This window comes from Comamonas suwonensis, from assembly GCF_012844455.2.
GTDB lineage: Bacteria > Pseudomonadota > Gammaproteobacteria > Burkholderiales > Burkholderiaceae_C > Comamonas > Comamonas suwonensis.
The window spans coordinates 60633-84959 of the sequence record NZ_JABBCQ020000007.1 but is presented as its reverse complement, the minus strand read 5'-3'; the positions used below and the strand labels follow the sequence as shown (position 1 = coordinate 84959).

Annotated in this window: 16 protein-coding genes and 2 pseudogenes; 8 read left to right on the top strand and 10 right to left on the bottom strand. The window is 55.6% G+C overall.

Going from position 1 to position 24327, the window contains the following annotated elements:
- Window positions 1-4: 4 nt before the first annotated feature.
- The 8 genes and pseudogenes from HF327_RS09650 to HF327_RS22025 form a co-directional block, all read left to right on the top strand.
- Window positions 5-823 carry a ubiquinol-cytochrome C chaperone family protein gene (locus HF327_RS09650; RefSeq protein ID WP_169108013.1) on the top strand — a complete coding sequence of 273 codons (819 nt, stop codon included), beginning with the start codon at window positions 5-7 and terminating at the stop codon, window positions 821-823.
- Between the two features lie 52 nt (window positions 824-875).
- A complete protein-coding gene (locus tag HF327_RS09645; protein WP_198460454.1) occupies window positions 876-1019 on the top strand; it encodes a hypothetical protein in 144 nt (47 codons plus the stop codon).
- 50 nt (window positions 1020-1069) lie between these two features.
- Window positions 1070-2308 (top strand): NYN domain-containing protein, encoded by a 1239-nt coding sequence (locus HF327_RS09640; RefSeq protein ID WP_169108012.1) that lies wholly within the window; start codon window positions 1070-1072, stop codon window positions 2306-2308.
- A 246-nt stretch (window positions 2309-2554) separates the two neighbouring features.
- Entirely contained in the window at window positions 2555-3583 is a 1029-nt protein-coding gene (locus HF327_RS09635) for a radical SAM protein (protein WP_169108011.1), read from the top strand.
- Window positions 3580-4446: a histidinol-phosphatase gene (locus HF327_RS09630; RefSeq protein WP_169108010.1), complete on the top strand. Its 867-nt coding sequence runs from the start codon at window positions 3580-3582 to the stop codon at window positions 4444-4446. The genes HF327_RS09635 and HF327_RS09630 overlap by 4 nt, the downstream gene beginning before the upstream one ends.
- A complete protein-coding gene (locus tag HF327_RS09625; RefSeq protein WP_169108009.1) occupies window positions 4443-5570 on the top strand; it encodes a hypothetical protein in 1128 nt (375 codons plus the stop codon). Before HF327_RS09630 ends, HF327_RS09625 begins: the two co-directional genes overlap by 4 nt.
- Window positions 5567-6421: a glycosyltransferase gene (locus HF327_RS09620; RefSeq protein WP_198460453.1), complete on the top strand. Its 855-nt coding sequence runs from the start codon at window positions 5567-5569 to the stop codon at window positions 6419-6421. The genes HF327_RS09625 and HF327_RS09620 overlap by 4 nt, the downstream gene beginning before the upstream one ends.
- Before the next feature lie 94 nt (window positions 6422-6515).
- Window positions 6516-6640: pseudogene (locus tag HF327_RS22025) on the top strand (IS481 family transposase); the annotation flags it as partial.
- A gap of 94 nt (window positions 6641-6734) precedes the next feature.
- Here HF327_RS22025 and HF327_RS09615 read toward each other — a convergent pair.
- The 10 genes and pseudogenes from HF327_RS09615 to HF327_RS09565 form a co-directional block, all read right to left on the bottom strand.
- Complete coding sequence (locus HF327_RS09615; protein ID WP_169108008.1) at window positions 6735-7319, bottom strand: 4Fe-4S single cluster domain-containing protein; 585 nt, start codon at window positions 7317-7319, stop codon at window positions 6735-6737.
- Window positions 7320-7323: 4 nt separating this feature from the next.
- Complete coding sequence (locus HF327_RS09610) at window positions 7324-9186, bottom strand: AAA family ATPase (RefSeq protein WP_169108007.1); 1863 nt, start codon at window positions 9184-9186, stop codon at window positions 7324-7326.
- On the bottom strand, window positions 9183-10328 hold the full coding sequence (locus HF327_RS09605; protein WP_169108006.1) for a hypothetical protein: 1146 nt from the start codon (window positions 10326-10328) through the stop codon (window positions 9183-9185). The genes HF327_RS09610 and HF327_RS09605 overlap by 4 nt, the downstream gene beginning before the upstream one ends.
- A 4-nt stretch (window positions 10329-10332) precedes the next feature.
- Window positions 10333-12735 (bottom strand): PIN domain-containing protein, encoded by a 2403-nt coding sequence (locus tag HF327_RS09600; protein ID WP_169108005.1) that lies wholly within the window; start codon window positions 12733-12735, stop codon window positions 10333-10335.
- Window positions 12732-16694 (bottom strand): DEAD/DEAH box helicase, encoded by a 3963-nt coding sequence (locus HF327_RS09595; RefSeq protein ID WP_169108004.1) that lies wholly within the window; start codon window positions 16692-16694, stop codon window positions 12732-12734. The genes HF327_RS09600 and HF327_RS09595 overlap by 4 nt, the downstream gene beginning before the upstream one ends.
- A gap of 491 nt (window positions 16695-17185) precedes the next feature.
- Window positions 17186-17728, bottom strand: a pseudogene (locus tag HF327_RS22455) (IS66 family transposase); the annotation flags it as partial.
- A gap of 505 nt (window positions 17729-18233) precedes the next feature.
- A complete protein-coding gene (brxL, locus tag HF327_RS09580; RefSeq protein ID WP_206764390.1) occupies window positions 18234-20282 on the bottom strand; it encodes a protease Lon-related BREX system protein BrxL in 2049 nt (682 codons plus the stop codon).
- On the bottom strand, window positions 20282-22624 hold the full coding sequence (pglZ, locus tag HF327_RS09575; protein ID WP_169108001.1) for a BREX-1 system phosphatase PglZ type B: 2343 nt from the start codon (window positions 22622-22624) through the stop codon (window positions 20282-20284). Before pglZ ends, brxL begins: the two co-directional genes overlap by 1 nt.
- A complete protein-coding gene (locus HF327_RS09570) occupies window positions 22621-23391 on the bottom strand; it encodes a hypothetical protein (protein WP_169108000.1) in 771 nt (256 codons plus the stop codon). Before HF327_RS09570 ends, pglZ begins: the two co-directional genes overlap by 4 nt.
- Entirely contained in the window at window positions 23385-24293 is a 909-nt protein-coding gene (locus HF327_RS09565) for a hypothetical protein (protein WP_169107999.1), read from the bottom strand. The genes HF327_RS09570 and HF327_RS09565 overlap by 7 nt, the downstream gene beginning before the upstream one ends.
- Between the last annotated feature and the right edge of the window lie 34 nt (window positions 24294-24327).

The window sequence follows — 24327 nt, the reverse complement described above, 5'->3', positions numbered from 1 at the left end:
GATCATGACCTCTCTCATTTCCGACCCGAATCTCGCTAAGGTACTAAGCTCCGCCGATGTTGACGACCTGGCCGTGCTGGTTGATCACATTACCGATAGAGGCGAGGGCCGTATCTCCCTGTCGTCGGACACCTGCAAAACGCTGATGGACGCGAAATCCGCCGGGCGAATCGACAAAGCGACCCGCGCCTTGATTGCTGAGGAACTACAGCGTTTTGGCGGTAACTCGCTGTTCAATCTGATGCGGGGCGGCGCGGGCGTGCCCTACTTGGAAATCCTCTGCGACGTGGCCAGCCACGTGAAAGCACGGCACAACCCCAAAAGCGATTGCGCCCAAATCGAGATTGCCATCCTTGAGGCGGTACTGGAGCAGTCATTGGGCAAGATGAGCGAGCAGGAGAAGAGCAATTTGTTCGCCGAGTTTGGTAGTACCTACAAGCCGAGCGCCGGCCCTGCCTTAATGGCGGCACTCCAGGCCGCTATCAATGCTTCCGGCTTTGGTGCCTACAAGCTCGCGGCTGTAGTGGCCAATGCAGTGGCCAAGGCGATCCTCGGACGTGGCCTAGCTTTCGGCGCCACCGCCGGGTTGATGCGTGGTATCAGCGTGTTCACCGGCCCCATCGGTTGGGCCATCACCGCGATTTGGACCGTCTTCGACCTGGGTAGCCCCGCCTACCGAGTCACCGTACCCTGCGTAATCCAGATCGCTTATATGAGGCAGAAGGCGGCTTATCGCAGTTGTCCGACCTGCAGGGCTCCCGCGGAAGCCGGCAAAAAGTTCTGCGGTGAATGTGGGAGCCCCCTCGCCCTGCTGCTCCGCTAAACCGGTCCAGTCAAAACCCAGCCACTCTGAACTGAGCTCAAAGGAGGATCCCATGATCATCATCGTCTCGACTCCGCTGCGAATCGCTGCGTCCTATGCCTTGGCCTTGGCCGCAGGCGCCGTACTCACCTGCCGATGGCGCATCGGCCGTAATCCCATTCGCTCGAACCCGGCAGAGTCCGCGCCTAGTCTCTGAATCAGCTATCACCCACCCAAGAATATCCCAACCCCAGCGCGGAGGACAGATTGATCTCGAACCCTTTCACCAAAAACCTCGAAGCGCTACAGCGAGAGCGTAATAAATCCAACCTCGAGCTACTGGATTGGAAGACGAAGATCGCTTGGTTCCAAGGCTTTAACCTTGATCGGGAAAACTCCAACCTAAGGCACGCTGAACGAATGGCGTCGGGAGCCCAGGCCAAGCTCCATCAGGCGCAGCAAGGTATGGTCGGGCCAGCGTCATCGGTCCAGCAACTGGAACTTCAGGCTGCCCTGGGCTTCAATCCACGATATTGGTTTTCGTCAGAACGTGCCGTAGCAAAGCGAATGCTCATGGAAGCACAGCAGGGTTTGGCCGCGCAGAAGTCGATGCTGACAAGCGCAGAGATCGAGTTCTCGAAGGCTGCGGAGCTTGGCCGCAAGATCCAAAGCGAAATCGCAATGGCACGCGCGTTTGATCCGCTACTAGCGCAGTCGGCCATCGCAGCACTCAAGGCGAACCTAGACCGAATCGAACCACAGCTAGCGAGCCTGCGCCAACGCAGCAATGATTTGGACGAAATCATGCGGGAACCGCTGGAAAACATACGCAAGCAGGAGGCCGAGCGTGACATGGTCATGTCACGGATCTCTCTCGCCGAGGCGTTCGACTCGTCGCTGAGCAACGCAAGCAGCAGTTATGAAAGAGCCAAGATCCACGAGCAATGTGATATCGAACTGGGCGATAGTAAACCGGGGAACGTGCTGCGACAGAGCAGGAGCGCATTGCGCAGCATCGACGACAGGATTAGAAAGCTTCAGGCCCGAGTCGACAGTCTCATCCGATTCGCCACCTGGGACATCCGGCACATCGTCATTGACGGCAACAACCTGTGCTACGAGGGAAAGCGCTTCCTTAGACTCGCTGCGCTTGAAGCCCTAATCCCCGTCCTCGTGCGGAAGTACAAGGTCACGCTCATTTTCGATGCCAGCATCCGACGCAAACTGGAGCTGAATACCAGGGACATTGAGGCCCGGTTTCCACAGGTGGAGCAAGTCCACATCGTTGCGTCAAAGCGTACGGCTGATGAAACCGTCCTTGCGGCGGCCGGCGATGATCCGCATACCTTCGTGCTTAGCAACGACCGGTTCGTCGACTACCCAGAAAAAATGGTAGTCAAGGAGGATCGAGTGCTACGTCACGAGATAGTCGGCCAGACTGCCTATATCCATGAACTACGGATTGCAGCAAGGTTCGAGATCACACAGGACATCGAAGCAGCGTGAGTAATGTTTTTGATTCTCTTCCGCGGCGTCCAATAAGTGGCCGGTAGTCACGGCAATAGTTAAGCCGGCTACGGTGATCCAGTTGTGTTGACTACCACACCGGCACCAGCAGCTATTGGTTCAAATTCAGCAACTACAGGTCAGCGTCGCGCACTGAAATTAAGGCATTAGCTCATCCCAGTTGCCCACCCTTGCCTATTCGAAACCGCTTCGTCCATGCATCGCATGACTACTAGGAAATTAAACATGGAACTTCAAGGTCATCTGCTCTACATCGATATCACCCAGATCTGCGGCATCGGCTGTGGATTCTGCATGTATGCCGACAAGCACAAGGTGGGCACGAGCATGGAACTGTCGACATTGGCACGAGAGAACCTTGCTACGTTGATAAATGAGCCGTCAGTGAAGCGCATCTCCATCAGTGGTGAGGGCGAGCCACTTAATAATGCGAAGGTATTCCACGAAATCCTTAACCTCTCGAACGGAGGCAAGCGATTCGAGTTCATCACAAGCGGGTTCTTCCCGCACTCCCAAATGGTCGAGTTTTATCATGAGACCAATCGCATCGTCACATCCAACGGAGACACATGCAATATTCGTCTGAGTGCAGACAGCCATCACATTGAAAAGGTCAAATGGCGTGCCCACGGGTTTAGTCTTGACTATCTGAAGCGCCACCAGCCTTCAGGGCTAAGCTTCTCATTCCGCTCCATCGATACAGACAGACACTTTACGCGTCGGTACCTCACTCAAGAGCTACAGAGCTGGGGAATCAAAGCCAATATCACCGAGTTAGGCCCCTTGGAGGATGAGCTAGTGATAGAGCAGGAACGTTTTGGTATAGATTACAAAAACTTGGTGCATCCCGCCGTGGAAACGCCTGAGGGCTACCTCAACATGCACGGCTACATTACGGCCATCGAAGCAAAGGTCAGCAAGCACTTTACCTTTGGCAGCCTGAATCCGTCGCCTCAGGCCAATGGCATGGATGTGACCATTAAACCCAATGGAGACGTATACCTGTATGGTATCGAAACCCAGTGCTTGGGCAATATACATCTTGACCAGCTGGGCTGGTCACGCTTGAAGGCTCTCTTGCTAAATGACCCACTGGCCAGGGCACTCTATACCCAACCTTTGACTGATCTGCTGACTCAATTGAAGAAGCCCAATTTAGTGAACTCGATCATTACACGGGTGAACAACCCATATTGGTTGATCAAGGAGTTGGCCAAGCACGACGGAATATTTCAGGCATGGGAGGCCGCATGATAGATTCGCACAGTCATACTTTTTACTCCAAGCATGCCACAGGCTCAGTAGATGAATTGGTGCGCGCCTCAATCGAGGCTGGTGTCAGCATCCTAACCATCACCGACCACGCGCCGTTCCCCGTGGATATGAACAACCGCCTGCTGGCGAGCGAGCTTGATCGCTATTTTGCCGACATCCAGCAGGCGCGGACGACCTACGACGGGCGGATAACGATCCTGCAAGGCTTGGAGTTCGACTACATGCCTGGGGCCGAAGCCTTCACCCGTGACCTGTTGGCGCGCTATCCACTGGATTTTGCCATCGGCTCGTGCCATTACGTGGAGATGCCCGGCGAGCCCATGGTCAAGGTCTGGGAGTTGCCACGGCTATCGACTGAGGCCTTCCTCGACTGCTACTTCGCTAATCTCGAAGGCCTGATTTCATGCGGCTTGTTTGACTCAGTAGGGCATGCTGACACACTGCTGCGCGGCTTGCCAGAGGACGTTTTCCTGCACCGCTTCGAGCCTCTGCTAGCATTATTGGCACAGAGCGGCATGGCCTTTGAGCTCAATACTTCGGGGCTGCGTAAGTCGAGCTTGACCCCGTTTACACGACAAGAAGTCCAGGGGCTCTGGTCGTACCCATCAAAACAACTGTTGCCCCAGCTTATTGCCCACAGAGTGCCGTTCACTATCGGTTCTGATACTCATGCCCCCGAAGATGCGGGCGCGGGCGTGGCTGAACTGATGAGGGTCCTCCGGCCATTGGGGCTTGAGCGCATCAGTTACTACCAGAGCCGCAGACGAGTTGATGTCGACATAGACACTCTGCAGCCTGAAGATACATCCACCATACTGAAGCAAGGGGCGGCACAGCCATGACTCTGCTTTCCTCCATTGCTGAGCGTTCTTGGACAGAGATGCTGCAGGCGTCGGACGATATTCAGTTGGCTTTATTTCGTCAAGCAGCAGCGCGCCCCTGCAGCAGTGATGTACAAGCCGGTTTGAGAGCATTCGCTGCCGACCTACTAGCGCGCGGCCTAATCGACATGGATGAGTACGTAACAGTCTTAGGAGGTACCGCGCTGGCCTGCCTGGCGCTTGGACCGCAAGGCCGTTTCCATGACATGCGCACTGGCCGCGATGCAGGCGAGCTGGCAGCGATCTACAGTAGAGCAAAGTACGGAGGGGTGGACGATATCCGTTACTTGGCTCGCTGTCTTGTCAACTACCTGCAGGATGAACTTGATGACCCGTACTCGAAATGGACGGTGTTGTTTCGGGATGCCAAAGCCAATGGCGAGTGCGTGGTGATGATGACCACCGGGTGGCGTAACGTGCCATCTACTGCCAACGTGCTTTATGACATAGTCGTGGAAGCTATCAATCTCAAGCTGGCTCACTTGGCTCTGCCCACCATTATCAATGTCAAGTTGCCTAGGCTGGCGCCACCCTGTGAAAACTATGCGAGTCTGAGTTTGAAGGAGCGCGAACAAGTGAATTTGGTGCAGGACCATGTCATTCCCGGCGAGAATTTCTATCGCTGGAGCGGTGTGCATGTAATCTTTGGCGATGACGTGCTGGTTACAGGGTCAACTGCTGACAAGGTGCTGCAGGAATCTTTGAGCAATGGTGCCAAGTCGTTCAGAGCTCTGTATCCGGTCGCAATTGATCCCCGGGTGGCGCTGGCCGATGCCACTATCGAGGAACGCTTGAACAGTGTGGTCATCGCTCACCAGTTGGACGATACACTGGCCCAGTTGCTGTCCGCTCCAGGTTATCGGCCTATCTTACGTACCCTGCGCCTAGTGTTTGGCGAGGGCAACCGAGATGAGCTCGCGACATTTCTACCCAAGGTTTCGCCCCCGGTTTGGCTTGATCTTTACAAAGCAGCCCTGGGTAACGAATTTCTAGCCCAGGCTCAATGTATTCCATCGTTGATGATGCTCAGGTTGTACCTGACCAAGCTGGGTATGTTGGATGACGTTGGGAGGGCCGCGTTGTGAAGGCTATCAGCGTGCCCTATGTCACGTACTGGGAGAATGCACCCGGCCAACTCATGCCGCCTTATGTCTCGCTGGCCCTAATATCGATGCGTAGGGTGCTGGGGGATCGCCTGCTGCTACTAACACCGAGCACCGTCGATGACTACTTGGGGGCAGACGTTGTCGACAAGATGTGGACCTTCGAGCCGCTGGCGTTCACCTTAGCCGATGGTATTGAGGCCATCATCGCCAAGAGCGACTTCATCCGCATGGCTTTCGTACACCGGCACGGTGGTATTTGGGTCGACGCCGACACGTTGTTCCTGCGCGATCCTAGCAAGGCAGTCTTTCCCCATGGGGTTAGCGCCAAGCTTCACTGGTATAGCGAATGCCTGTTCGCGTCGCTGCCCGGTAACCCGCTTCTCGCGCAGGCCCTGCTCCAGGGGATGAGTAGCCGCGCTCATGCCTGGGGTAATCCGGGCGGCATCAAAGATATCGTCGCCCGCGCTGGCGACGGCTTGGTGGTTATTCCTGGTGAGGCTATCGACCCAGGGTACCAGCCGCGCTACAGCTTCTCGAATTGCGATGTCATGCGACGCCGGGATATCGGCGTCACCGACTTTCTACGGAGGGATGTTCCCTTGCTCAAGCTATATAACACTTACTTCAGGCGCACCTGCGCACACATAGAGACTGTAGTGGAGTTTCTGAAAGGCGGAACACTGCTCGCTAACCTATTCCTGCACCTAGAGGCGGACTGCTGCTACTGGCAGGAGGAGAATGAGAAACTGATGGCCGATTTGGCCGATCAGAAGGGGCTTTTGGCACCCCATTACGAACCTCGCCTTACACAAACATTCAACAACTGTTGATTTCCACCTCGAGTTGATCCACTGGGGATGCGGGTAAAAACTTGACCAAGCCGCATAAAACCAGTCTAAATTTTTTTATGCGTATCCCCATAGTTGGATCGATTACTACAACCGCCAGCGCACGCACCAGGGCAACACATGTGCTGTGGCAGGACAATGATGCAAACGCTGATCGACGCAAAGGAGGTATGGAACGAGAAGGTAAAAGCACTCGACTAATCTGGCAACTGGCCCAGTCGAAACAAGAGCAACTACCAGATCAGATCACAGTTTTTACACGTTTAGAACGTCGGAATTAATGGAGGAGAACCGTTCAGCGCAAGATTTTTTCTGGCCATCCGTTTACAAACACTAAGCCATCAGTTCGCAGTCGAACCTCAAGCACACGCTCAACTTCACCGTCACTTTCAATCTGCGCATCGTAACGCGCGGTCAGGTAATGAAATTGTTGATTTATGGAGCCCGTCCAACGGCGACTGTGCTCCGGTAAATTCGCCTCATATGGGCCATCGACTAACACGTCCGTGTAGCGAAGTAGTTGATCAACACCAGGCAGCCGCATCGCATCAAGCTCGTTTTTTGTATACCCGCTGAATACCATCACTGACAGCCCCAGCGACTGTGCACCTTGCGCCACGACAGCCAAGCCTTGTGCTTGCAACATAGGCTCGCCACCAAGGAAGGTCACTCCTTCAAGATCATGCGCATGATGCGCATCTTCCAGCCAGTCGAGAACCGATGAAGACGAAACAAGCTCACGCTCAACCAGCTGCAGATATGCGGGATTGCAGCAGCCACGGCAACGTTTATTGCAGCCTTGCACCCACAATGCAGCTCTGCGCCCAGGCCCTTCGGCCTCGGTGCTAGGTAGGCGAGATGCAATGTTCAGCCAGTGCACAACGTCACTCCAGCTCAAACAACAATTTGCCACCAGCAATATGAACTTCAATTGCCTTACCCCTGATCTGATCAGGAGCGGCCATTTGTTCAAATAGGAAATCGGCCAATGGGTCAATCAGCTTATTGGTCAGTGCGTTGGGAACGCCGCGACCACCCGTTCCGCGATCTACATCCCTGACCAGCAAGGCCAATATCTCTGCCTCCTTAACCAGCCTCAAGTCCGAGACACCCCATTTATCCTTCAGCCCTTTGCGTAATGGCTCCAACTTGGCGCGGGCGATATCAATCAAGAAGCTATCGTCGTGCATGAAGTTAAAAGGGATGATGTTGGCTTCGCCAATGCGCCCTAGCAATTCTGGACGCTTTAATTCGTGCACGAAATGCTGCCGCACCTTTTGGATGAATTCATTGCGAACATCCTGGCTTTCATGACTCACTTCAGCTGCGCCAATATTCGATGTAAAGACGATGACGGTATCCGAAAACAACACCGTTTCACCCTTGCCATCCGTCAAGCGCCCATCTTCGAGAATTTGCAAAAACTTATCAAGGATGCGCGGGTGCGCCTTCTCGATTTCATCAAATAGCAGCAGGGAAAATGGTTTTTGCTTGACCGCATTGGTCAGTTGCCCACCAGCTTCGTAGCCCACATAACCTGGCGGTGCCCCCACCAACCGCTGGTCAGCATGCTCGTGATTGAACTCAGACATATCGAAGCGAATGCAGGCTTCTTCGTCGCCGAAGAGAAATTCGGCAATGGACTTCGCCAGTTCTGTTTTGCCTACACCCGTAGGGCCGACAAAAAACAGCACGCCCTTGGGAGTACGTTGCCTGTAAGAGTGTTGAAGTCCCGAAAGCCCCGTGAAGGCGCGCACGAGGATGCGCCGCACCGACTCAATGGCTTCCCCTTGACCTTTGACGCGCCGCCCCAAGGTTTCGACAATGGTCTGAAGTTTTTTGTGATCCAGTTGCTCCCAGGGACTGTGCCTACGGCCGTGGCGATATAGGTTGAGCAGAGACAAGGCGCTTGAGACTTCAGTCTCCTGTCGTGAAAGTCGTGCGAGATTGTGAATGTCGCGGATACTCTGGCCTTCCAAACCATCCACGAAATCAGCTAACTCTCGTCCGCCTTGCTGCAAAGGGGGCTGCAGCCGAAACACCTCTTTCAAACCCAGTACGGCAGACTCGCGAATCTGCCTTACCGGCAAGGGAATTGCTATTTCCCTGAACAAGGGGTTGTTCAGGTAGATGGATGGTGGCAATACATTCAAGCCCCCGCACAGCAACACCAGCAGCGATTGCGGTTGACCAATGCTTTCAACATTACGAACCACGGCGGCATCACGGGTGGCCTGTCCCAGCCGCAGCAGCCATCCGCGCTCGTTCTCACTCAGCGAATTGACGCTGCCAAACAAATATTGCGTCCAGTCCAGCACAAAAGCGACTGGCTTTTCGGCGCGCGGTTGCCGCAGCCATTGCGCAGCAACAGTCAGTATGTCATCCGCGCTGGCCGTGATGCCGTTGGATGCGGGGCTCGCCACAGGTGTAGGAGGCAAATCACCCATGTCATAGGCATTGCCCTCAAATGTGCTTTCTCTTGCGGCAGGTGGTGCAACTGAGCTTTGCAATTCCCCCCAAGTCCTCGCATCAACGCCGCTGACACCATTGACGCGATTCCAGAAAACTACATGCTGATACCCACGCTGACGCAGCAGATTCATCAACGCAGTAGGCAACGCTGTCCATTGCCCTGGCGCTTCAGGATCGGATGTCAAATCACCCGTATTACCGTGCAAAATCACACCGCGCCGTATGCCGCATTCGCGACGAAAATCTTCCTGCCACGGCAACAAAGCTGAACTCATTTACTTCTCTCCTGTGTGGCATCAGGGTAAGGACGGGCATCCTGATCCTGATCATCGGGATTGACCCAAATCACACGCTTATCACTCAGACTGATGCCGTAAGCATCCTGTAGCGTTGCCATAACGGGCGCGACATCTTTCTCGCAAGTTTTGCCTTTGTACTGATGAAACTTATAGTTGAGATGACCGCTCAAATTCACACGAAAATCTGCCTGCGCACCAGCAGGTCGGCGCGCGCGAATCAGCACTTCGTCTTGGCCTTGCGATACAAGATGCTCTGGCCCATCCACAACAAAGCCCGCTTGTTGCAACGACTGATAAACCGCCCGCACGACTTCACGGCGCTGGCTTTCGTTTACCGCTGCTTCATCCTGTTCTTTCGCCAGTTGACTCAAGGCTTCAACCTGCTCTGCAGGAGCCAGCCCCGTTGCATGCGCCAACGCCTCACGCAACTTGGCAGCGCGTTCGCCACTACCCCTATTCGCTTCCTGCTCCAACTGCGCTCTTTGCAGCGTCAGTACATCAATCACAGCCTCGCGTTGTGCACGACTTTTCGCTTCCTGCAACTGTCGCTCAGCGTCCGCTTCATACCGCTGCTGCACATCATGCAAGGCAGCTGAAATTTGCGTAGGAGTCATGTTGTTAGCAACATCACCCAGTAATCGCTCGCGTAGTTGTTGCAGTTCGCCAAATGCGGCATTGAGTGCGACTGGTGTATTCCAAGCGATCAAGCCTTCGCGCCACGCCGTTTCAAGTTCTGCCTTCATCAGCAACTGTCGTTCGGCCTCAGCTTGCTGCGCTTTGCGAAATGCCTCGGCTGCAGCCAACTCAGCATCTTGAAGGGAGCGGCGCTGCTCACGCGCAAATCGTGGCAAACCGTGAAATCGTCCACCCAGAGAACGGCTTATGTCTCTGGCAGCAAACGGGTCAGACTCCAGCAAAGCCTCCATGCGCCGAAGTTCAGAACTCAATTCACGAAACTCCGCTGGAATAACATCGCCAAGCCCTTGGCTGGCTACATCATTCAATACGCTCCGATAGCGCTCTACAAAAGGGCGCGTTGTCTCACGCACACGCTGCCGAGCAAGCTCTTGTCTGCGTTGTCGCTCAATTTGGTAGCGGTATTCGTCAGCACGGCTCATGGTTTCATTTCCTTGGGTTTTTTCGTTTATCGTGCTTCCGTGATTGCATATCTGACGCAGCAGCCGGCACAGCCCGCGAAGGCGCATACGCCCTGGAATCTTGCGCCCCCAGGCCAAGCGACTTCGCCTTATTGCGTAGGTTGATGTCATTACTCACAAACAAAACATCGTTCAGCCGGAAGAACAGTGCCGTTGAAAGAATGGAATGATCAGGCTCCATGGCATCCCATTCAGCAGGCAGTAAGGCCGTGTATTCTGTTTCATGGCGAATGCGAGACCGAGTGGCATCCAACTGGCGAATGGCCAAGCGCGCCTTGACCGCGCGAGTCTCATCTTCACTGGTCTTCAAACCATCTAACTCGCTCAGCACACGAAGCGGGACCACCGGAATATCGTTGGAGCGCAGCTCCTGCAAAAGCTCTGGATGTTCCATCAGAGCGCTGGTGTCCAGCACAACAATACGGCGCCCAATATTGACGGGAGCCAGCGTCTCCTGCGCCAGAAGGCTCCAGCTTTCTACCGCTTCATTCAGCGCATCCCATCCCGACGATGGGACATTCAAGGCACGAAATTCTTCTGCGATTTTTCGCCAAGCGTGAATGGCATCCAAGGCGCGCGGAGTTAAAGCACGCACATCCATTTTTCCGTTACCAACGGCCTTCAATGCCTTCTCGCCAATGTCCCGGTAGACATCTTGAACGGCTTTCTGAATCTTTTGCAAAGGCTCCAGCAAGGCATGAGGGCCGTGCAACTTAATCTCTTTGCGTTCCAAAACTCGCTCCAACCACATTTGCCGCAATTCGACGGCAAGCAATTCGTCTGGTATTTCAGTCGTGGGAGGCAAGGCAGATCGCAGCTTTGCCAATGATTCCAAGGAGCGAATGGGAGCCGCATAACGCAGCAGCGCGGCTTGCAGAGGCACTGCCCTGTCTGCAGACATCATCTGAGCTACCTGGCTCAAAAGAGAAACAACTTCTTCAGGTTCAAGCTGATTGGGCGTATGCCTCAACGACTCATCAATGGCTTTTGCCAGAGAACCTTCCCACGCAGATCTCCAGTCTTTCCTACCGGGCCGCCACAAACCAATTGCTTGTGTAGCGGGTTCGATCAATGCCATCAAATCGTCTAGTGGCTGCTTAGCACGCGTAGCAAGCCACGGCCACACCGTTTCGTCGAGTGCATCGATATCCCGCCACGCTAAGGGCATGAAGGCAATGCGTGGATCATCGGAGTGCTCGCAAGTACCCTCTAATTCTCTACGCAGCTTGGCCCATAGCGCGGTTGCAGCCTGGTCGTTCAAAGTAACCGCCAAACCACACAAGCGCACTTGTCCAGCCCAATAGAGGCGCAGGTTACCGGCCACCTCTGCTTGAGCGTTCGCTCCGCCGACCTGCGGCAGAGACAAGCTACGAAATCCCGTCATCATTCCTGCGGGGGGAGGCACAAGCAGTTTGAACACGGTCGGTTGCTTGCCATTGGCAACCAACTCCGGTGCACTCACTTCAGACGTTAAAACGATGGTGGGTATTGTCACATCCGCCGCCGCAACGCCTTGCGCAACGATGCACAACCGGGCTCTGGCTGCGCCCCCATTAGTTGCGGCAATGGGGCGGGCAGTGCGGGCATCTCGTAAGACAGAGGAGTCAATGTTGGGCAGCAAAGCATCAGGCTCGCTTGTCAGTGCATCAGCAAGCAGAATTTCCCATGCCAGTTCGGATTGTGCTTGCTCCAACCAACGCTGCAATGCTGCATCACGCGGGGCGCTCGCGGACAGCACACCGTCCTCGCTGCACGTTACTTCAAGTCGGCGCTCTACCCATCCCGCTGGCTGCACCACGGGCGTGATTCGATCTATAACAGTTGCAGGGTTTTTCCAGTCATACGTTTCCTGCGCTATGACGCGTTCAACTTGAGGCAACGGATTTTGCGGCCTCAAAGAGTTGTCGACGGCGCTGATGCGGCTCATGCTGCTTTGGCTCTGCAACCCTGCATCCTTCTTGAATGGTTTGATCTCATCGCCGATAGGGTCGTAATGATGACTGACTTTGATCGTGCGCGAGCGCACCGGCAGGCTGTCGCTGTGCAAGAATTGCAAGCCATCGGCAGTCAGTTCAAACTCAGTTAGAGGTACCTCTAGCGCATCCAGAGCGTAACGTTTGGGCAGAGCACCCAAAGCGGAAAGTTCAGATACGCAGCCTTCCAACAGTTCACGCACATCGCCTGCGCCCAGTTGATCGCGAAAAACACCCAGCAAAGACAAGTTCTGTTTGTCAGGCAAATGGAGCCCAGGATCACACAGCCGCAACACCATCCGCTCGAACACAGTGGGCTTGCGCTCGGTGTGATAGGTCACATCGGAATCAATGCGATACAAGGGCAAGGGAACGGAAATTTCTGCCAGCTTCATGCGCGGCCTCCCCGATTACCGTAGTTCTCACGATTAGCCGCAGCAGTCCGATTAAGTGGAGCATTGAACCTGCCACGCTGCTGTTGTGGCTGCTTCTGGGGCCGCATGTCAGGTGACATCAACTGCCTTGCTGGAACCAGCCGTGCATCGCGCTCCAGTTGATCCAGAATGTCTTTGTAAACGGCTCGCTTCATGCTTCCTGCGCTGTCCATGCGCGGTAAATCCACCTCATAGGACGCGTACATGCTTTTCGCGCCGAAGACGATCAGCAATGCCTGCGCACGCGAAAAGGCCACATTGATGAATTCAAAACGGGCGACATTGGCCTTGCTAGAACGACGCCGGGGCTGATTTCCCGAGCGCAAAGGGTCGTATCCATCGTGGCGCACCATGCTGACCAGTACGATGGACTTTTCCTTGCCCTGATAGCGAATCACGGTATTGACTTCCACATCCAGACAATCAAAACGCCCATTCGACTCCTTGGGTCTTCGGCGGTGGATGGCGGCTCGAATTTCTCGGCATTGGTTCGCGTAGAAAGACACCACGCCGACTTTGCATTTGTTTGACCGGGAGTAGCCCTGTGCAGCGGATTGCCGCTCAATCTGCTCAAGCGTTTCGGCAATCAACTCCGCTTCCAGTCGATTAGTACGTCGGGGCTGGTTGCCGTCCATATCTTCACGGTGGATCTGGTTGTGCAGGTTGTAGGTTGTGTCCACCCACAACGCATGGTCGCCAGGAGTGAGCAGGGGCGAACTTCCATCCGCACTCTTCAATGTCAGTCCGTGAGCACGACGAAGTTTAGGGTCTGGGTCATCGTCAGGCCGAGGGAGGCCGCATTCCAACTGACCCTCGTAAAAGTGGTTAACCATCGCCATGATTTGAGGGTGCATCCGGAACTGCACACTAAGTCGTGCACGGATGGCGTCATCCGCCATCTCAAAATGCGACTTAAACAGCGACGCTGTGACCATCTTTTCAAAACGGCGCAGATTGTCGCGGGTCAGTAAAGTTTGCGTTGCAGCAAGATCCCCTGTGCTGCTTTCCTCTGCGTTGGCCGCATCGTTTTCTTCCACTTCATCCATGAAGCTGCGAGCTTCATCGCCTTCCTGAAACAGCGGCGGCAACTGGCGATGGTCACCCACCAGCACGGCTCGGCGCGCGCGCATCAAGGGCATCAGCAATTCCAACGGCGTAGCCTTGCTTACTTCGTCAATGATGGCGACATCAAAACTCGTTTGCCCGGCATCATCCAGCGTGCGCTCGTTTTCGTTGCAGGTAATAGCTACCACATTGCAGCTCGCCAGAAAATCCGCGCCAAGATGCTGCCAGTCCTCTGCTGCGGCGTTGTTGCGACTCAGATCACGCATCCAATCTTCCAGCAACGGGCCCCATGTCTGGCGTTCATATTGTTGGCTGGCTTGACGTTGCTCCAACGCCTTGATGACTTGGGCGACAGTTTTGATGCGCAGCGACAAATTCGCAGCAGGTTCCAACGGCAACCGGTTGCCCTGCGTGATTGCATCATCCACCAGCAGAGCCTTAACCTTCTGCTCATGCTGCCTGCGCTGCTCGCCCCAGTTATCCAGCTTGCTTTGAGCGCTGCGCTCTTGGTTCCGCGCGCTTTGGACAAGGCCATCATTCGGGGCTTCAGTAGCGGGTTGCGACAACTGAGTCTGCACGGATTGCTTTAGGATTTCGATGGCCTGTTCGATCACCGGCTGCGCCCTATCCAGCGCAATCAGACTGGCATCCATTTCGTCAGCCAGTTGCATCGCGTTTTCAATGGATGCGCACCATTTGCTAGCTTGGCGAAACAGGCCGTCATAACGGCCGTGCTCCAAGCCCATACCAGCCTGCTCCAACTTTTTGAGCTCCTTGCGCGTGGCTCGCCAAGCATCTACAAAAGCATCATCCTTCTCCATCTGCTCCTCCAAGGCTTTGACCTCGTTTCGGAGCGATTCAATGCGTAGCCTGGTGCCGGCATCCTGAATCGGAGTGTTCGCAGCTTCTCGCAGGCGGCGAATGTCCGCAGAAATGGCCTCTCGCACAGTCGTGAAACGCCGCCACGCAGCCAGCATGTGCTCCAGCATTGCACCCCGACTGCTTGCATGAGCCAGCCAATCGTCCATAGAAAATTTCACGAGCAAACCTGCTGCCTCGCAGGAAGCAAGGCCTTGCGCCAAATTTCTGGCAGGCGGTTCCACATCATGCAAGTCACCATGCAGCGTTTCGGCCTCGCCATGCAGCAAGGCCTGAACGCTGTGCAGGCGCTGACGTTTGGCCTTTTCTTCATCTAGCATCGCGCAGGCGGCGCCATACGCCTGCAGAGCCTGTGTTGTCTGGCTGCGGGCCGATGCCAAGTCCGTTTCAAGCTGCCCGCGTCTGGCGTTCAACTCCTTCTCGTCGTGTAACACGAAAGCCGCGCGCTCATGCCATTCTTGCAAGAGACGCAAGTCTTTGTCACCGCGCCTCCACACTGCAAGACGGTCTTCGGTTTGTCCTGCCAAGGCCTTGTAGTAACGCTGCAAGGATGCCTGCCCCGCAAAGGCCGCACCATCTTCCGTCACCTTGCTTTCATTCCGTGCCAACCGAACTACGCGTAAGGAACCGTCATGACCCAACCTTTCCAACGCATTGTCCACAGCGGTATGCGCCTGCGATGCCAGCAGCACCCGCTGCCCGCGCCGCGCCAGTTGCACGATGGCCTCCGCAATCACAGTGGTCTTCCCCGTGCCCGGTGGCCCTTGAACCAAGCACAAGTCCGGTGCGGAAAGAATCTTGACCACGGCCTCTTTCTGGGCCGGGTTGAGCTTGTCGTTGGCCCACTGCGTCACCGGCTCCAAACGCTGCGGCACGGAAACCTGTGCAGCCTCGAACAAATAATCAGTTAGATACGGCGCATAGCCACCCTGTTCTTGCAACTGCCGCAACGCCTGCTGATGGCGTTTGATCAAGCTCATGTCGCCCGCCGTGGAAATGGACAGGAAGCCGGACTCCGGAATTCGATTCAGAATGCGCTCGCGCAAGACATCAGGCTCTTCGGCGTTGGCGAGATCATTCGCGTCGTCTTCGGTCAGTGAGACGGTCAATTCGGCAAGCACGGGCGCAGGCCAAGGACATTCCTGCGAGTTGTCGTCCTTGGGTAATTTCCTATCTTTCGGTAACGATACAGGCTCCGAGAGTTTGCCAGCCTGCCCCAGTCGGGGAAGGCGGCGCTCCTCCCTTTCAGGCAATCCGAACACCCACGCCTCTTTGGATTGCCCAACCTGAAACACCACAAGATCATCCCGCCCCAAGGCCTTGCGGTCTTTTTGCAAAGCCTGTGCGCTCTGTGCGACCAAGGAAAAAATCAACTGCTCGTCACGCCATCCACGGCTTACGTAGCGCAAACCACGCGCCTTGTGGCGGATGAGGCTTTCTTTCCATCGAAGAAATTCAGTCCACTCGATCAACTGCTTTTCGGTTTGCTGCGTGATTGGTGGCAAGTCGGCCAGCAGTTGTGGTGTCAGCAGATTATTGACCCGCTGAATGCGCTGCTGGCCCGGCGTGAATTGCAGACGGTCATGCACGGCAAATGCGGTGACTTCACGCTCGAAAGACCGCGCAGGCAGATCCGCGGTCTCGATGAAACCGTTGATGAGAAATAGTGGTGAAGAGGATTCGGTGGGCCAACTTCCCGTGGCGATGAAGGCACACCCTTCCGGAAACGGCCAATCCCGCCCAGCGGCGTTAATTCGGATCGCCATCTGTGCGTATCGTGGATTCTGCTTGTCCCGCTGCCGATTGGAAACATAGCCCGTGATTGGCATATTGTTCGGAAAAAGCAGCTCATACAAAATTTCCTCTCCATCACGACCATTGCACCAGTTTTTGAATGCCTGATGACGGCGCTGAATATCGGCGATAGCCCGACTCATCCCTTTGTTATTCTGGTCAAGCGCAACATACAAATTCATTACAAAAATGCCTCTTACTTGTTGCACCGCAATGCATCGATTAACCCCAAGCCACGCGCATTAGCGCTGCGACAAGACTTCTATGAATTCGCGCCAATCCTTTTCGATCGGCACCATCGTGTCGGTGAAGCGCAGATCGAAGCCAGTCGCAGTCTTCTGGGCGTTGATGTACTCATCTACCCAGGGCCGCACCATAGTTTCAGCCGACAGTTTCGCTGAGCACCTTCTCATGGATGATGTCCATGGCTTTTTCTGCTCTCACATTTTGCCTGTACATTTTGTACCATTTTTTACATCAAACATCTGCAACCCGTATCTTCTTTCCAGTGGGAAATACAGCCTGGGTTAGCACTGATTCAGCCCGACATCAGTGGTGACTGAATGCAATGGCGTAAGTGGCTGGCGAACCCATCTTGACCCAGCCGAGCAGCAATGCCCATCGATCAGGCAGTGCCAAGTTTCCAGCGATGCGGCGGCAGCTCCTCAATCTGGCTGGCCTTGTGCGTCGGCAGCTTTTGTCTTTGCAGCAGCATCCACTGGTGTAGAGCATCCAGAAGGGGCTGGCTGTGCTCCTGACACAGGGTCAGGCGTTGTTCGGGCCCCAGGTCTTTGGCTTAGCGCTCGATTTCGTAGATCTTGCCGATCTGCGAGAGTGCAAACTCAGCCAACTGGCTTTGGTTGGCCGCATACAGATCGAAGAATTCGCGACGTGCGTGGGCCAGGATCCCGCTTCGGTGATGCCGCCTTGCGTGAAGCTTTGCTTGTAGCCGCGGAAGTCATCGCAGACCAGGCTGCCTTGCCAATCGCCTAGGAACTTGCGGGCATGTTCTCCCGCCCGGAGTTCGCAGAAGTCGTAAGCCACTGCTTTGATGTCTTCAAACGCTCAGGGAGGCGTAGGCACAGAGGTAGGCTCGGTGCGTGCTGCCTTTGCCGGGCTTGAGCATCAGTACCGGTGTTTCGTCGGCATGCAGGACAGTGGTTTGCAGCATCTCAGCATTCAACGCATCCATCAATGGCTGCATCCGCACACGACAGATGGACTCACCAGACGCTTACGCAATGGCGCCATGTATGCTGCAGAAATATCAGGTGTAGGGCGAAAATTCGAAAGCACTGTAGTAGTAGCCGCCTACAGAGAAACGAGGTGGAAACCAAGATGAGTTGCATCACGCAATTGGACGAATCTGTGACACCTTGCACCTTTAATCGCCAAGCCAATGAGCTGGATATCCGAACATCCGTATTGAGTAGTTTTGCAGAACTGGGCCATCCTCAGACTGCATTTACACAACAACGCCCAATATTGGCAACGAGGTCACATGCCATGAAGTGGTGGCGCCAAAACACGCTGCGTGTATGGCACCGCCGGCCAAACCAGCGAGAGACAGTGCATTTGTCCTCCGCGATTTGAAACACGGCACCCTATAAAAAACGAGTCGTCGGTGACCTTGCACCAAGCGGCTTGTGAGCTTTCCACCTTACGACCATACCGCAAGGACTGCCATGCAGACTCTTCTCATAGCAGTACAACCTGTTGGATCAATCAGCCAGCGCCTTGAGCAACGCGTCACGCCCATCTTGGTAGAACTCAATGTCCAACTTGGTGGCCATCTCGTCTGACAAATCAAACAGCTGCCTACGGCACGACACTGGTAGCAGCAGGGACTGTGCGCCTTTTTCAATGGCCATCTCCGCCAACGTCACTGCGTTGTGAACAGGCTCGATGGTGCCACCCAACGTCACCTCGCCCACGACTACAAGACCGCCACGCACCGATTTTTTTAGTAGAGCGCCGGCCAAGGCAATCAGCGCTGCCACACCCGTTTTGGCTCCAGATTTCGCTGCATCAAATCCACGCAATTGCACCGAAAACTCATGCGCTCGCGGATCACGATCTCCTACCAGTTGCGGAGCGCGGGCATACAAATTCTGTTCAGCACAGCGTATGGACTCCTTGAACGATGCAGGCACTGGGTTGTTCAAAACCCGAACACCACTACCCGGCCCTTCGGAAACTTCTAGCCTAAATAGTCCAGGGTGCTCATCTTGACCGCCAGGGCTCAATGTCCATATCTGCCCGCATTCCAGCGGCTCATCACCAATCCCTCCCTGGCTTTGCAGCTCAGGCGTGCTGACGAACTTTTCTACACCCTCAGCCCCCAGCGTGTAGCTGAAATGAGTGTTGCGAAACTCGGCAGCACCAATGCGTTTTTGCTGCTCCTTGACTCGACGCCGAACTTCCAAAGCTAAGCGTACGGCCCATTCCAAGTCTTCATCGCTAACCGGCACTTGCGCATCGGGGTGAAGTAGTTTGAGCAATCCACTTACCGTCTTGTTGACCGCATTGAGATCACGGCCGGAAAGCGCCCCTCCCCAATACACGCGCCCTTGAAGCGCCGAAACCCTACTTTGATTGCGCAACTGGGTAAAGCACTCGGACAGGAAATCGCTCACAAGACCGAAGTGCTGCGTAAACAAGCTTGGGCTGAGTTTGGGTACGTCCCAGCCTGGCAAGAAACAGTGAATGCGGTCCATAAAAGCCGTGTCGTCGCGCATCTCAGCCGGTAGCGGCCCCAGCAGATGACCGATACGCTGCTGATGCTCTACATCTACATCGAAGTTACCTACCAGAACGATCGATCCATCGGCACGAATACTTTCCTTGCCTCGGGAGAACTCGCCGCTCTCCATATAGCCCTTCATGATGTTGACGCCATCCTTCTGGTCGAAGGAAACGCCAGAAACTTCGTCGAAACACACCACGTCGTACTGACAAACCAAGCCGCGTTGACCGTTGGCGTTATTGACGAACATTCGCGCCACCGTGGCCTTGCCACCCGAAATCAGGTGTGCGTAGGGCGACACCTGCTGAAACAAGTGCGATTTGCCGGTGCCGCGCGGCCCCAGCTCTACCAAGTTGTAGTTGCGCTCGACAAACGGCACCATACGCAACAGCAGCGCATCTTTGGCACGTTCTGGCAGTGTATCCGGCTCAAAACCCACGCTGCGCAGCAGTAAGTCACGCCACTCAGCAGTGGAAAACTGTCCTCGCCCCTTAGCCAGTACATCCAGCACCTCGCGCTTGGAGAGCTGAATTGCCCGCAGTGCATCCACACCAAAAGGACGCCCCCCCTTTTCCTGAGCTATCGAAGCGTCATAGCCTAACGTGACCTCTGCATAGAAACCGCCGGTCAACATGCGCTCGTTGTCCTTGACCATTTCCGGGGTCAGCCGGACATCATTCAACCGCAAGCTAGGCAAAGTTGCGATATAGGAATCGGTCTTGGCATCCAGCCGTGCCGTGATGATGTCTATGATTTTCACCGAACCCGATTCACGTGCTCGGGCCTTGAAAAGCTCTTCTTCACCTGCCTTCACCGTTCTGGAAGCCAGCTGCCGCTGCACAATATCCAACCCCTCCTGGATTTCGGTTTCATCGGTCGTCGCGCAGTAGCGCCCCAGTAAAAACTCTACAACATAGGTAGGTACCGGAAACTGGCGGCTGAAGGTGCGAACCAAATCCTTGCGTACCACATAGCCCTCAAAGGCCGAAGTTGCCTTATGGTCAAGGTCATCTAGTTGGATCATTATTTTTCCCCTACCGTGGTCGCTTGCTTGTGCATGACTTTCCCCTTGGCATCCAGCACCACCACAACCGCCGCTGCCCCCAACTGCTCATCATCCGTCACAGCCAAACTGGCCTTCCCGCCATCCACTGGCTTGACACTCGCAACCAGTGAGCTGGTGGCCAAGGCAGCTTTGGTGCGAATGTCCACCTGCCATCCCGCTGCTGCACCTTCCACCAGCACCACGCAGCGCAGCCCCTTCCACGTGACCGACTGAATCTTCGCGACTGCTAGAGAGTCCCCGATATCCCCCCTATCCAATTCCAGTATCGGCACCAGGCACTCCTGTAAGCTGACACCTCCGTGGGCATATTCAGCACCGGCTATAAAGTTAGAAACACCGGGTGCATACGCCACCTGCACCTCTTTGCACCAGTCCCAGCCAAAGGTTAGATCCGTGCCATGCGCACTGTCCTTGAGCACGGCGCAGCGCCCCCAACGGGTTTCTGCCTGGTGCTTGGCCAATTCGGCTTTAGGCAAGCCCCCTGGCATCAGCAGCCAGCCGTGATCGGTCACGATTCGGACATGCCTCCACCCAGAGTCGAGCAGTTCCGCCACTCGCTCAACCACCTGATTGAGCTGGGTGTCCATGTCTCGGGCCAAACGAATGCCATGCGCATGTCCGTAGTGATCCAGATCGCCCGCCTCCGTCCATGCACTCCCTTGTGGGTCACCACGCTCATGCCTATCCAGAGCTTGGACACCATGCTCGCCAAGCAGCTTGCGAAAATTGTGGCCAGACAGCGGCCTGCCATCTGCTTTGACCCTGGGCTGGAAATCGATATCCCCTGCGCTACCCGCAATGAATGCCGCCACTGGCGAACACCACGCTTTGCCAGATGCCGTCACCGATGGCATGCTGGTCCATCCCGCCGAAAGCCGCGTAGGCCCCAGAGCCGACAGCCGCTGCTCCAGCAGCTTTGCCACGTCATAACGCAAGCCATCCACGAAGACAGTGCAGACGCCCTCCACACCTGGCTTATCTGCGCCTTGCGCCGGATACAGACCACCCGCTTTCTTGACGGCCTCTTGCAAGCGCCTGGCCGCTTCATCCAGCCAAGGCAAGTACATCGCACGCAATGCAAGGCCGACAGCCTCCACATCTGCCTTGGTGTGCACAGCCGCCAAAGCATGCAAAGCAGCCTGATCGACCTGCCACCCCATTTGCTGATAACTGTCGGCCAATTCGGTCGGCGTCTGCCCAATGGGCAACAGCGTGCTTTGCTGGGCTACTCGCGCGAGATGCTCCAGGGCTATAGCCAAAGGCGAATACCCCATACGCGCCCATACCCAAGAGCGGCGAGTGCCATGCTCCAGTTCCACCGCCGCGAGCATGGTCCGTGCCTGTGCCGCATCCATACTCACGCAGTCGGACAGTGCCCGGCGCAAGTCCACCTCATTTTGCTCATTGACCTGTGGGTAGCCCGATAACAATTTCTGATCCGGAAACAGACCCAACTGTGGTGGCGCAACCTTTTCCAGCAATGCATAGATGTTAGGAAAGCTGGCAAATGAGTCTTGGTAGAGGGCCCAAACCATGCCCCATTTACCATCTCTACTGGCCAGCAGCTCTGCCGCCGTCAACACACCATCAGCCAACGGATCAAAACCAAAATCGGCTTTGCAGCGCTTTACGAACACATCCCACAGCACAGCACTCCATTGCTGCCGCATGGCTTCTGGTGCGTTCATCCATTGCAGCAAGTCACGCATAGGATTGGGCGCCAACAAGCCGAGCAACCACTCGGCATTGATGGCCCGCCCCTGAAGCGCGGACACAGGCTGCTCCAGCAATACGCCTACTTGCAGGGCCTGGCTCAAAGCCTCTTGTGTCGCCTTGTCCTGCGCAACGTCCAGAGCAAGCCCGCCATTCTTCGATGCCAAAAACGCGCTGACCGTCCAATCCTTGGCGTTGGCTTGGCTCCAGAAAACGCCTCGGTACTGCAATTCAGCCAACGGTTGCAGAGAGCGCGGGCAAGACTCGATAGCACGCAGATCTACCCGACTGACTCCCGGCAGGTACACCACCGGCACACTATCGCCAGGCCCATCTGGTAACAGCCCAGCAATCGCGGCTTTGAGCCAAATCGCCGGGCCGCAGCGCATCTGCGGGGCGTATTCACCCAGCGTAAGCAGTTGCGGTAATTGTGCGCGCAACGTAGGCAAGGCTGACAACCACTGACCATCCTTGTCAGGCCACAAAATGCAAGCGGGCGCCACTTGCACCCCCGTGTTGAAACGCTGCGCCTGCTGCAACGCCTGGGCCAGCGCTTGTAAGACCGTTACCGGCTTGGTTGTTGTCATGGTGCTGTTACTCCAAAGCAGGATCGCAACCTCGCCAACAAAGTGGCGGGGGCTTCTGCAATATCCAGTTGGCCCAGCAAATCGGCGGTGACTTGGCCCTGCACTGCCTGGGCGAACTGGTCCACATCTGCCGCAATCGATACAGGCACTTGGATGTGCTCGCCGTCAGCCAGCAACTGCACCAACCGCAGCACGTCGTTGCGGTGTTTGGTGATGTGTTTTCCATCAACAGCGTTCGCGTCAGCGGCCTTTCGCGCCGACAAATCCAGCCAAGCGCGCGCCTTCAAGGGAATCAAGGCTTTTTCCGTCACCACGTTCACACCAGCAAGCCGTACAGCGTGTGCATGCAAAAAAGAGTAGTAATCGCCATCCAGAAGAATCGCGGACAGGCTTTGCACCGCCTGCTCAAACGGCACGGGTGTCAGGTGGGCCCCTTCCGCCAATGGCAAATGACCTGGTTCACGCGCAAAAAACTCTAGCATGGCCGGGAAAGTTGCATCACTAGGTTTGGCAAAGCGATAAAAGCAGCGCCCAGCCTCCCCTGCCTGGCGGACTTCGTAGCCACCCAAACGGATGAAGTCCCATAGTCTGGCGCCAAACTCGGCATCCAGCGCCTCTACACACAGCACGATGTCCAGATCCTTGGTGGCACGTGCCGCCAAGCCAGCTTCCCCTAGTATCAGGTGCGTAGCCACACCACCAATCAGTACATAGCGCGATGCGTCATCCGCAAAAAAACGTGCAAAAACGTCTAAACCTCTTACCACGGTAGGATCTCCAACAACTCATCCAAAGCTAATTGCACTCGCTCATCTTGGCTACCTTGCAAGCTCAGATACAAAGACAAAGGATCGACAGCACCTTGTGCTGCCGTCCCCTCCGGCGGATAACGCCATAATTCAAGCACGCAGGTGCCGACGTCTGGTACAGGGACAGGGACCGTGACCACCCCCAAGGCACGCCACTGTCGGCTTGCCAACGCAAACACCGGTTCTGCAGGCGCTGCCAAGCTGGAGTGTTGTGCCAATGCAGTCTCTCCAGCACACCATGCTAATGCCTGAGACGGCAACAGCGCTTGCTGCACTCGCAAACGCTGGCGTACTGGGTTCTGCAATAAAGGACGAGCACGCTCCCATATCACAGCAGGGGTATCTAGCAAGGAAAAAACACGCTCGCGTCCCTGAGTTTGAGACTGCACCAGCTCACTGCCTTCCAAGGCCTTGACAGCCTGGCTCACGCTCGCAGCACTGCATCCCAGCCGCTCTGCTGTCACAGCTATCGTGATGGGTGCAAGCAAACGGCCTAACAAAAGAGCTAACAGCAACTGCTGTGCCACTGGCCCCAGCGATTCCACGGCTTGAGGAGTTGTGCGTTGTGGCCGCTGAACCGTCTCAGCACTACCCAAGGCAGGCCAAAAAAGTTGGCGGCCAGGCACTACAAAAGGCTGCCCCAGCTCAATCAAGCGCGTACGCAGGTATGGGGGCAATTGCTCAGCCACCAAGCACACTCCAACAGGTTGGGGTTGCAAGCGCGCAAGAAACTGCTGCAACTGCTTGGATAGCTGCAATGGAGACGGTAGATCTGGCTGACGCAGCAACAACACCAACCAGGTGCGACCAGCAATGGAAGCCAGTAGCGGCTCGTAGCGCTGGCTCAGATAGCTCGGCAAAGACACTCCCGACCAGGGCAACCAATGTGGAGCC

Excerpts from the sequence above, each read along its gene's own strand:
- HF327_RS09650 (WP_169108013.1), top strand. The coding sequence starts at position 5 with ATGACCTCTCTCATTTCCGACCCGAATCTCGCTAAGGTACTAAGCTCC.
- HF327_RS09645 (WP_198460454.1), top strand. The coding sequence starts at position 876 with ATGATCATCATCGTCTCGACTCCGCTGCGAATCGCTGCGTCCTATGCC.
- HF327_RS09635 (WP_169108011.1), top strand. The coding sequence starts at position 2,555 with ATGGAACTTCAAGGTCATCTGCTCTACATCGATATCACCCAGATCTGC.
- HF327_RS09630 (WP_169108010.1), top strand. The coding sequence starts at position 3,580 with ATGATAGATTCGCACAGTCATACTTTTTACTCCAAGCATGCCACAGGC.
- HF327_RS09625 (WP_169108009.1), top strand. The coding sequence starts at position 4,443 with ATGACTCTGCTTTCCTCCATTGCTGAGCGTTCTTGGACAGAGATGCTG.
- HF327_RS09610 (WP_169108007.1), bottom strand. The coding sequence starts at position 9,186 with ATGAGTTCAGCTTTGTTGCCGTGGCAGGAAGATTTTCGTCGCGAATGC.
- HF327_RS09605 (WP_169108006.1), bottom strand. The coding sequence starts at position 10,328 with ATGAGCCGTGCTGACGAATACCGCTACCAAATTGAGCGACAACGCAGA.
- HF327_RS09600 (WP_169108005.1), bottom strand. The coding sequence starts at position 12,735 with ATGAAGCTGGCAGAAATTTCCGTTCCCTTGCCCTTGTATCGCATTGAT.
- HF327_RS09595 (WP_169108004.1), bottom strand. The coding sequence starts at position 16,694 with ATGAATTTGTATGTTGCGCTTGACCAGAATAACAAAGGGATGAGTCGG.
- brxL (WP_206764390.1), bottom strand. The coding sequence starts at position 20,282 with ATGATCCAACTAGATGACCTTGACCATAAGGCAACTTCGGCCTTTGAG.
- pglZ (WP_169108001.1), bottom strand. The coding sequence starts at position 22,624 with ATGACAACAACCAAGCCGGTAACGGTCTTACAAGCGCTGGCCCAGGCG.